This is a genomic window from Methanoregula sp., assembly GCF_049690535.1.
Classification (GTDB): Archaea; Halobacteriota; Methanomicrobia; order Methanomicrobiales; family Methanospirillaceae; genus Methanoregula.
In genome coordinates this window covers 1-10,331 of the sequence record NZ_JBAVMX010000105.1, presented here as the reverse complement: position 1 = coordinate 10,331, position 10,331 = coordinate 1, and the positions used below count along the sequence as shown (strand labels likewise).

Sequence of the window (10,331 nt, the reverse complement as noted above, 5' to 3'; positions counted from 1 at the left end):
CCTGAAAAGGTGTATGCCCCGAAAGAAATCCGGTGTTACAGCCCGGCCACGAGAACACAATCATTTTTTAACTGAGTCATCGCGGGACTGCAAACCGGTTTCCCTGATGCAAACACCGGCCAGGGTCGCGACAGTAACACAGGTTGCAATAGAACGTGCTCCTGTCCAGGAAAAGTTTATGGAATAACCGGTTTCTGCGGGTACATTTCCAGGAGATCGACCATAGCGACACATATACTGCTGGGAAGGACCGGCATATGAATCTCCACAATCGAGCAAAAACTGCCGGTGAATAATTCCTGTCACATCCGGGTCCAGCAAATGTTTACGGCAAAAACTGCCGGCAAATCAGGCTATTAATAAAAATCCGGTTAATGGTGATGTGCGATGTCACAACGGTGAACATCCCTGCTAAGGTGGCGGAGTGGCTACGCGGCTGACTGCAGATCAGCTACAACCCGGTTCGAATCCGGGCCTTGGCTCTTTTCCTTTGAGTTTAACTACCCCGGAGATACCTCTGTCCCCATAAATACAATCCAATCATGATGGGGAGAATCTGCTCTTTGCGGGGCTCATGAAAAACGGCAGTATGCAGCAAACGTTGCTGCCAGTCGACGTATCTTATAAAAACACGCCAGAGTATATCCGTTCACCTTCGTGAACAAGAAATACAAAATATGGCACCACAACGAAAAAACCTCGCGACTTTCACCATCATCATCGGCGTGATCACCCTGATCCTGGCGGTATCCGCACTGACAGAAAAGTCACACGAGGGACACCTGCCGGAACGAAACGACCGGGGAACCACAGAGGTCATCGTCTCTTCGGGCATCCCTGGCGGGATATTACTCCTCTATTCGGCCGTTTCCGGCACCAACCGGCACAGACAGAGTATAATCGGCACGCTCGCCAGCTTCGGGCACTCCTGTTGTCCCGCCATGGCCGGCTGGGCTGTGACGATGTGATGGCAGTACCTTACAAGAAAGAACTCGGTACATTCCCGAGGATATGTGAGGTACGCCCTTTCCCCTGGCACCTTCCACTCTGCCACCGCAGGTATGGAGGTGATCATTTTTGCTGGCAGGAGACCTCCTTTGTGTCCCGGCAAAAGTCCGGGACACAGATCGTATTTTTGCGGTACATATAATATTCCAGAGAATCCTTATTCCGATTACTGGAGCGTATTATCCGCCTGCGTGCATTATCTCCATCCGGCATATAAATTTCGGGTAAAAAACACCAGTTTACGATGGAGAATCTGATTAGGAAAAACCCGCCGATTGGAGAACTTATAAATATTCACGATTGTTATTTAGTATAGTCAGATTCACAATCGTGAATAAAAACAGTGCCAGGATGGCGGAAAGGCTACGCGACTGACTGCAGATCAGTGTATCCCGGTTCGATTCCGGGTCCTGGCTTCGTGGTGTTCCCATGAGTATCAGAGTACAGAAAACATTTGAAGCACTCTTCGAACTTGAAGAGATCCGGGGGATCTTCCGTGACTCTCTTCCTACCGGTTTAAACGCCGAGCAGGAGGCAGCGTTCACGAAAAAGGTCTCAGACCTCAAGGCCATCATTGCAGACCTCGAGGCCGGTACCGGAACCCCAAAGGTAACGAAGATCGCAGGGACCCTCGATGTCCGTTCCCGCGAAGAACAATACATCAACATCCACCCCATCCAGGCGGCGGGACGGTTGACGACGGAAGCCCGAAAGGCACTCATATCCTACGGTGACGGATACTCCACCTGTGATTTCTGCCGCAAACCGTTCCGTCTCGACAAGATCTCCCGGCCCGGCATCGACGAGTTCCATGCCGATCTCGCCAAGTGGCTCAACATGGATCAGGCCCGGGTCGTCCCCGGTGCCCGGCGCGGGTTCCAGGCAGTCGCAAACACGCTTGTCAACAAAGGCGACAGCGTCATTGTCTCGGCTCTTGCCCACTACACCGAGTTTTTGGCCGTGGAAAATGCCGGTGGCCAGGTCCGGGAAGTCCCGCTCAACGACAAGCATATCGTGACCGCGGACGCGACTGCCCAGAAGATCGAGGACGTCAAGGCTGAAACCGGGAAACTCCCGGTGCTCGTTATGATCGATCACTTCGATTACCAGTATGCAAACGAGCACGAAATTACCGGGATCGGGAAAGTCGCCCACCAGTACGACATCCCCTTCCTCTACAACGGGGCCTATACGGTCGGCGTCCAGCCGGTCGACGGCAAGAAGATCGGTGCTGACTTTGTCGTTGGCTCCGGACACAAGAGTATGGCATCGGTGGCGCCGTCCGGGGTCCTTGCGATACGCGAGGAATACGCCCCAAAAACTCTCCGGACCACGGCAATGGTCGGGGATCTTACCAAACGCAAATTCGGTATCAAGGAGGTGGAAATGCTCGGGTGCACGCTGATGGGCGGGACGCTGCTGTCAATGATGGCATCGTTCCCCACGGTAAAAGAACGGGTGCTCCACTGGGATGAGGAAGTAAAGAAGTCCAACTACTTCATCGATACCCTGCTCCGGATCAACGGAAGCAAGGTGCTCTCGGAGTACCCGCGGAAGCACTCGCTCACGAAGGTCGATACGACCGGAAGCTTCGATGTCGTGGCCCAGACCCACAAGCGCCGGGGCTTCTACTTCTCCGATGAACTCACGAAACGCGGTATCGTCGGCGAATTCGCAGGTGCGACCCGGACGTGGAAACTCAACACCTACGGCCTGACCTGGGACCAGATCCACTACCTTGCCGATGCATTCACGGAGATTGCAGAAAAATACGAGATTAAGGTGGAAAAGGCAGCCGACAAAAAATAGGTCTGCCGCCCTTTATCCCCAAGAACCAAAAACGACAAAACACCAGAAACGAGGATATTTCATGACCGAGAAGAAGTTCAGACTGGGCACCGTCGCCCTCCATGCCGGACAGGTGCCGGACCCAACGACCGGGTCCCGCACGGTCCCGCTCTACCAGACCACATCGTACGTATTCAAGAATACCGAGCATGCCGCAAACCTCTTTGGCCTGCGAGAACTCGGGAATATCTACACCCGTCTCATGAACCCGACAACGGATGTGTTCGAGAAGCGCATCGCAGCCATCGAAGGCGGGACCGGGGCGATCGCCACGGCATCCGGCGCAGCCGCGATCACCTACGCGATCCTCAACATCACCCGGCCGGGGGACGAGATTGTCTCGGCCGATAACCTCTATGGCGGCACGTACGAGTTCTTCCACTATACGCTCCCAAAGTTCGGGCGCAACGTGGTCTTTGTGGACTCACAAAAACCCGAGGAGTTCAGAAAAGCCATCAATGAAAAGACCCGGGCCATCTATGCCGAGACCGTGGGCAACCCGAAACTCGATACCCCGGATTTTGAGGCCATCGCAAAGATTGCCCACGAGAACGGGATCCCATTCATCGTCGATAACACGACCGGTGTCGGCCTCGTTCGGCCCATCAACCACGGTGTCGATATCGTCGTCCACTCAGCTACGAAGTACATCGGAGGACACGGGAATTCCATCGGGGGAGTCATCGTCGATTCAGGGAAGTTTGCCTGGAACAACGGCAAGTTCCCCGAGTTCACCGAGCCGGACCCCGGCTACCACGGCCTCAAGTACTGGGACACGTTCGGGAACTTCCCGGGTCTCGGGAATGTCGCGTTCGTCTTTAAGATCCGGGTCTCGCTCATGAGGGATACCGGCGCCGTCATAAGCCCATTCAACTCGTGGCTGTTTTTGATCGGTCTTGAGACGCTTCACCTGCGGGTTCCCCGGCACTCTGAGAATGCACTCGCCGTCGCACAGTTCCTCAAAGGTCACCCGAAGGTCGCATGGGTCAATTACCCCGGCCTGCCGGACAACCCAAGCCACACACTGACAAAGAAGTACCTTCACGGAGGTTTCGGCCCTCTTGTCGGTGTCGGTATCAAGGGAGGGGAAACGGCAAGCCGAAAGTTTATCGACAGTCTCAAGCTCTTCAGTGATCTCGCGAATATTGGCGACTCAAAGAGCCTCGTGATCCACCCGGCAAGCACCACCCACCAGCAGCTCACGGTCGAGGAACAGGCAAAGACCGGGGTTACTCCAGACTTTGTCCGGCTTTCTATCGGGACCGAGGACATCGAAGACATCATCGAAGATCTTAATCAGGCACTTGCCCAAGTCTAGGATATGAGCATGCTCCAGGGTTCTCTAGGTATCGTCACACCGAAACAGGTAGAGATCACGGGTCCTTTCATCCTTGAGAGCGGAGCCGTCCTGCCCGGGGTGACAATCGCGTATGAGACCTACGGAAAGCCGAACAGGGAAAAGACGAATGCAATCCTCGTCTGCCATGCCCTGTCGGGCGATGCCCATGTTGCCGGGTTCCACGAAGGAGACGACAAGCCCGGCTGGTGGGATGCGGTTATCGGTACCGGCAAGGCATTCGATACCGATCGCTATTATGTCATATGTAGTAACGTCCTTGGGGGATGCAAGGGCTCGACCGGCCCTTCCTCCATAAACCCGGAAACCAACAAACCCTACGGTGCTGCTTTTCCCGTTATTACCCTCAGAGACATGGTAAACGCCCAGAAACTTCTCCTCGACCATCTCAGCATTACTGAACTCTACGCGGTCGCCGGCGGGTCGATGGGCGGGATGCAGGTACTCCAGTGGGCGGTCGCGTACCCCGGTATAGTAAAAAAGGCGATCGTGATCGCCGCAACCGGCTACTCAACACCCCAGCAAATCGCCTTTAACGAGGTCGGCAGGAAAGCGATCATCTCGGATCCTGACTGGAACAACGGCGACTACTACGGGAAACGGATCCCCACGCACGGCCTCGCGCTTGCCCGGATGGTCGGCCACATCACGTACCTCTCCGATGAGTCTATGCATGCGAAGTTCGGGCGGCACCTCCAGGGAAAGGAGCAGGTCGGGTTTGATTTCTCGACCGAGTTTGCCGTGGAGAGCTACCTCCACCATCAAGGGGATACCTTCACAAAACGGTTCGATGCCAACTCATACCTCTACATCACGAAAGCGATCGATTACTTCGACCTTACAAAGGACGGGTCGCTCGCGACCGGGCTTGCGGCGGCAAAGGCGGCGTTCCTTGTCATCTCCGTATCATCGGACTGGCTCTATCCGCCCTACCAGTCGCAGGAGATCGTGACCGCCCTTTCCGCAAACGAGCGCGAGGTGCACTACTGCGAGATCCGTTCCAACTACGGCCACGACGCGTTCCTGCTCGAATCAGGACAGCTCAACTACCTGATCACAAAGTTCCTGTCGCATACAGTGGTCGGGGATGTAATGACCCGGAATGTCGAGTGTATCGAAGAGGGCACCACGATCGCGGTCGCCGCCCGGCGGATGATCCGGTGCGGCGTTAATCACCTGCCGGTGTTGAGTTCTTCCGGCGGCCAGCTCGTGGGGATTGTGACCTCGTGGGACATCGCAAAGGCGGTCGCGTCCAACTTCCTCTGGCTCGACGAGATCATGAGCCGGGACGTGGTCACGACCACCGAGAACGAACCCGTGGAGGATGCGGCACAGAAGATGGAGGCCCATTCGATCTCGGCGCTGCCGGTCGTTGACGGCGATCAGCACGTGATCGGGCTTATCACGAGCGATGCGATCAGCACCCTTGTCGGGAGGCAGAACCCGTGACCGATCCGGCGGTACCGCCAGAAAAGGCGATCATTGTGCTCGGCTGCCCGGAGGTGCCGGTGCAGCAGGCGCTTGCACTCTACGTTGCATCCGGCCTCCGCGACCGGGGATTGGACGTACTCGTCACCGGCAACCCTTCGGTGCTCGGCCTCCTGAAAGTCTCGGACCCGAAAGGCGTCTACATTACAAAGACGTTCGTGCTGGAGATGTGCATTGCGGAGATCGTTGAGAAAAAACGGGACTGCACGCTCTGCATCGTTTTTGCGCATAACGATGCGGCCATCGCGTACGCGGCGACCATGCGCCACCTGCTCCCGGGGAGCCGGTTTATCGTCGTCATCTTCGGGAAAGACCCCGAACCGCTCGCAGCGGAGATCAATTTCCCCTGCGAGACAATCACAGAAAAAGCGGTGCACAACCCGGCGCAGCTCAAAGCGAAGATCAACAAGGTGCTTGGATGGGCTGTATCGAGAACCTGAAGTACGAGAAGATCCTCCCGCTGGGCGCTTCTTTTAAGGAATGCCGGGAGTACGTGGAGAAGAACTACGCCGAAGTCTGGTACGTGGAACCGGGCTACAAGCTCTTCGACGAGTACATCATAGGTCTCCCTCCCATTGTGCTTGGGATCGAAGAGGGGACGAAGATCACGTTTCCCTACACAAAGCCCTGCCACGGGACCTATCTCCTGCGTATCGAGGGAAAAGAAGAAGTTGAACGTGTCCGGAAAACGGCAAAGACAAAAAAACAGGCCGGTTACCGGTAAAACAAGGTGAAATTTAATGTCGAAGAAATGGCTGGTCAGGTATTCGGAGATATTTTTGAAGTCGGATCCGGTGCGCCGGCAATGGGAACGTGTCTTAATGAACAACATCCGGCAGGTGATGCCGGACTTAAAGATCCAGAGCGAGCGAGGCAGGATCTGGCTCAACGGTGATGTGCGGCCAGATTTGTTAAAGAATATCTTTGGGATCGTCTCGTTTTCTGAAGTTGAACACGTCCCGCATGAGGAATCGCTGGAAGATTCGCTTATCGAATACTGCCGGTCACACGGGATAGAGCAGGCAAAGACGTTTGCCCTGCGGATAAAACGGGTGGGGCGGCACGGCTTTTCCTCGAATGACAAGGCAATCGAACTGGGCGATGTCGTCAGGAAGGCGTTCCCGCACCTGAAAGTGAACCTTGCCGCTCCCGACAAGGAGATCCACGTAGAGATCCGGCAGGACGAGTGCTATCTCTACGACACCGTGATAAAAGGTGTCGGTGGCCTCCCGCTCGGGGTCGAGGGGACGCTCGTTGCACTCGTTTCGGGAGGCATTGACTCTCCCGTCGCGGCGTGGATGATGATGAAGCGGGGCTGCAGGATCGTCCCGATCTTTGTCGCGCTCGACACATTCCTTGACGAGACGGTGCTTGCCCGGGCCAAACGGGTGGTGGAGGTGCTGCGAAAGTACCAACCTGATATCCAGCTCCGGGTGATTCACGACCCGTACTTAGCGGCGGCAAAAAAAGAACTGATCAGGAACCGGCAGGAGAAATACACCTGCCTTTTCTGCAAGCGCCGGATGTACCGGATTGCTGAAAAAGTCGCACAGGAGGTTGGGGCAAAGGGGATCGTGAACGGCGAGTCGCTCGGGCAGGTCGCGAGCCAGACCCTCGACAACCTTGTTGTCCTCTCCGATGCGGCCACGATCCCGGTCTACCGCCCGCTCATTGGCTTTGACAAAGCGGATGCGATTGTACTCGCCCGGGAGATCGGGACCTACGATGAATCCACGAGCAGGGCGACCGGATGCAAAGCGGTACCCAAGGGGCCTTCGACCAAAGCCCATTTAACTGAAATCCTGGAGATGGAACGGAATATGGAAGCGACGAAGATGCCGTTGCCGGTGGGGTGAACGCGAGGCCGTTGTGTCCCCCAGCGGTTACACCCGTCCCAGCAGCCACCCAGTACGTGATGAGAATTGTGGGCTTTACGGAGGGGGTATCCTTCCAGAACCCATCGTTCAGGGAACTGGAAATCCTGTTCACAATGATGTATTTATGCTCCCTGCGGACAAACATATCAGAAAGAGCCAGTTACCCGCGATATATATGGGAGGCAGAAATCTTGGCAGCACAACCTATGGATCAGCGTGAATTTGAAACACTCCAGTACTACCTCAAGGAATACGGACAGCAGGCCGAGGTCTTTGCCGGCCAGCTCGAACTTATGGAGAACGGGCGCATGGAGGCGTTTGCCGCGATCGAGGCGCTTGAAGCGCTCGTGGCTTCTGACGATGGCACCGTGCTCCTCCAGATCGGCGCCGGGGCAAGTCTCCGGGCAAAGATCCTCGAACCGGAGAAAGTCCTCCTCAATATCGGTTCCGATGTGATCGTGGAGAAGACCAACCCGGATGCGGTCGGGTACCTTAAGGACCGGATCACCGAGATGGAAGCCTCACAGAAGAAGGTTGCCGAGGCACTGGAGAAACTCAAAAACCAGATGAACGAGATCGCAAAACGGCTCGAACAGGGATATTCCCAGGCAGCAGCGCCGGAAAGCCACGCCGGCCACAATCATAACCACGCGCACGACAACGAAGAGAACGACGAAGAATAACCGGGGAACTCTCGTCCATGTTTTCGGGTCTCAGGGAACGTTTGCAGGCCGCACGGAACCGGCTTGCCGGCAGCATCGGGGCAGCAGCGGAAGTGGCATCGCCAGCGCCGGTTGAACAGCCCTCCCTGTCTCCTCCCGCAACCCCGCAAAAGAACCCGACGCTTGCAGAAAAAGTCAAGATCCTTGTCATCGACCGCGAACTGGTTGTCTCTGAAAAGAATGTCGCCGAGGCGCTCGACGAACTGGAGATGACCCTGCTCGAAAGTGACGTAGCCCTGCCGGTTGCCGATGCGATCATCGCAGACATCCGTGCCGGTCTTGTCGGGAAACACCGGAAGATCGGCGAATCTGTCGATGCGCTTGTTATGAGGGCTCTCAAAACTGCCCTCTTAAACGTGCTCGGTAAAGGTCTTGATCTTCCCGCCTATATCCGGAGCCATGACCGGCCGGTCAAAATCCTCTTTACCGGGGTGAATGGGACCGGCAAGACCACGACCGTCGCAAAGATCGGCGCGTACCTCAAGAAGCAGGGCTTCTCGGTCGTGATCGGGGCCGGCGACACCTACCGGGCCGGGGCCATCGAGCAGATCGGCGTGCACGCTGAACGGCTTGGCATCAAGATCATAGAGCACCAGACCGGCGCCGATCCTTCTGCGGTGCTCTTCGATACCGTGCAGTACGCCGTCTCCCACAAGATTGACGTGGTGCTCGCGGATACTGCAGGCCGGTTCCACACCAAGGCAAACCTCATGAGCCAGCTCGACAAGATACGGCGTGTGATGAAACCTGACCTCATCATCTACGTCGATGAAGCCGTGGCAGGGAACGATGCGGTCGTCAGGGCTGCGGAGTTTGACCGGACGGTCGGGGCCGATGCCATCGTGCTCACCAAGGCCGATATGGACTCACGGGGCGGGGCGGCGATCTCGATTGCCCACACCATCGGAAAACCCCTGCTCTTTCTGGGCACCGGGCAGGCATACGAGGATATTATGCCATTCGAGCCCGGTGCAGTCGTTGAGGAACTTCTCGGAGGTGGTCTCTCGTGATGGATACGCTCTCATCCTCGCTCAAGGATGCGCTCAAAAAGCTTGCCGGTAAAGCCGTTGTCGACCGCGCTGCAGTCGATGAACTGGTCAAAAATCTCCAGCGTGCGCTCATCTCGGCTGATGTGAATGTCAAACTCGTCATGGATCTCTCGAAGGCGATCCGGACCCGGTCGCTTGACGAGGAGCTGCCGAAAAATACCAATGTCCGCGAACACGTCCTCCGCATCGTCTACCAGGAGCTTGTCCGGCTCGTCTATGCAACAGCGGACTTAAAACTCGAACCGCAGGTCATCCTGATGGCCGGCCTCCAGGGGAGCGGCAAGACCACGACGACGGCAAAGATCGCCCGTTACTTCCAGAAAAAAGGCATGAAGGTCGGCGTGATCTGCGCCGATACCTTCCGGCCCGGTGCCTATGGCCAGCTCTCGACACTCTGCGAGAAGATCAACGTCCCCTGCTTTGGCGACCCGAAGGCTACCGATGCACGGAAGATTGTCAGAGAGGGACTTGTCGCAATCAAGGACCTCGAAGTGATCATCGTCGATACCCAGGGACGCCACGCGCTGGAGCCGGATCTCATTCAGGAGATCATCGACCTCAACGCGATCACCAAAGCCACCCACCGCTGGCTCGTGATAGACGCCGCACTCGGCCAGCAGGCAAGCGAGCAGGCACGCCGGTTCCATGAAGCGATCGGGATAGATGGCGTGATCATCACGAAAATGGACGGCACTGCAAAAGGTGGCGGTGCCCTCTCTGCCGTTGCCGAGACCAAGAGCGGCATTGTCTTTATCGGCGCCGGGGAGACCATCGAGAACCTCGAACGCTTCGATGCGAACGGCTTTATCTCCCGGCTCCTCGGGATGGGCGATCTCCAGGCACTCTATGAGAAGGTCCAGGAGGCCCAGATGGCCGAAGAGGTGGACATGGAAGCGATGATGAAGGGCCACTTCACCCTCCGCGACATGTACAAGCAGCTCGAAGCCCTCAACAAGATGGGCCCCTTAAAGCAGATCATGAG

10 protein-coding genes and 2 tRNA genes are annotated in these 10,331 nt (G+C 56.5%); all 12 read left to right on the top strand.

The features are described 5' to 3' along the window. The first annotated feature begins 410 nt into the window (after positions 1–410). Positions 411–482: transfer RNA gene (locus tag WCE46_RS07935), tRNA-Cys, on the top strand. Between the two features lie 195 nt (positions 483–677). Beyond that, positions 678–968, top strand: a complete 291-nt coding sequence (locus WCE46_RS07930; protein ID WP_424733155.1) for a hypothetical protein — start codon at positions 678–680, stop codon at positions 966–968. 385 nt (positions 969–1,353) lie between these two features. Next, positions 1,354–1,424, top strand: a tRNA-Cys gene (locus WCE46_RS07925). Between the two features lie 13 nt (positions 1,425–1,437). Next, complete coding sequence (gene pscS / locus WCE46_RS07920; protein ID WP_424733154.1) at positions 1,438–2,817, top strand: O-phospho-L-seryl-tRNA:Cys-tRNA synthase; 1,380 nt, start codon at positions 1,438–1,440, stop codon at positions 2,815–2,817. A 61-nt stretch (positions 2,818–2,878) separates the two neighbouring features. Then, complete coding sequence (locus WCE46_RS07915; RefSeq protein ID WP_424733153.1) at positions 2,879–4,174, top strand: O-acetylhomoserine aminocarboxypropyltransferase/cysteine synthase family protein; 1,296 nt, start codon at positions 2,879–2,881, stop codon at positions 4,172–4,174. 9 nt (positions 4,175–4,183) lie between these two features. Then, positions 4,184–5,662, top strand: coding sequence for a homoserine O-acetyltransferase MetX (gene metX, locus WCE46_RS07910; RefSeq protein ID WP_424733156.1), 1,479 nt, complete (start codon positions 4,184–4,186; stop codon positions 5,660–5,662). After that, positions 5,659–6,141, top strand: a complete 483-nt coding sequence (locus WCE46_RS07905; protein ID WP_424733152.1) for a DUF1890 domain-containing protein — start codon at positions 5,659–5,661, stop codon at positions 6,139–6,141. Before metX ends, WCE46_RS07905 begins: the two co-directional genes overlap by 4 nt. After that, positions 6,120–6,425 (top strand): DUF1894 domain-containing protein, encoded by a 306-nt coding sequence (locus WCE46_RS07900; protein WP_424733151.1) that lies wholly within the window; start codon positions 6,120–6,122, stop codon positions 6,423–6,425. The genes WCE46_RS07905 and WCE46_RS07900 overlap by 22 nt, the downstream gene beginning before the upstream one ends. Positions 6,426–6,441: 16 nt before the next feature. After that, a complete protein-coding gene (thiI, locus tag WCE46_RS07895) occupies positions 6,442–7,557 on the top strand; it encodes a tRNA uracil 4-sulfurtransferase ThiI (protein ID WP_424733150.1) in 1,116 nt (371 codons plus the stop codon). Between the two features lie 227 nt (positions 7,558–7,784). Then, a complete protein-coding gene (pfdA, locus tag WCE46_RS07890) occupies positions 7,785–8,261 on the top strand; it encodes a prefoldin subunit alpha (protein ID WP_424733149.1) in 477 nt (158 codons plus the stop codon). Positions 8,262–8,278: 17 nt separating this feature from the next. Next, a complete protein-coding gene (ftsY, locus tag WCE46_RS07885; RefSeq protein WP_424733148.1) occupies positions 8,279–9,310 on the top strand; it encodes a signal recognition particle-docking protein FtsY in 1,032 nt (343 codons plus the stop codon). Beyond that, a partial coding sequence (locus WCE46_RS07880) for a signal recognition particle receptor subunit alpha (protein WP_424733147.1) occupies positions 9,307–10,331 on the top strand: 1,025 nt, incomplete at its 3' end. The genes ftsY and WCE46_RS07880, both read left to right, overlap by 4 nt.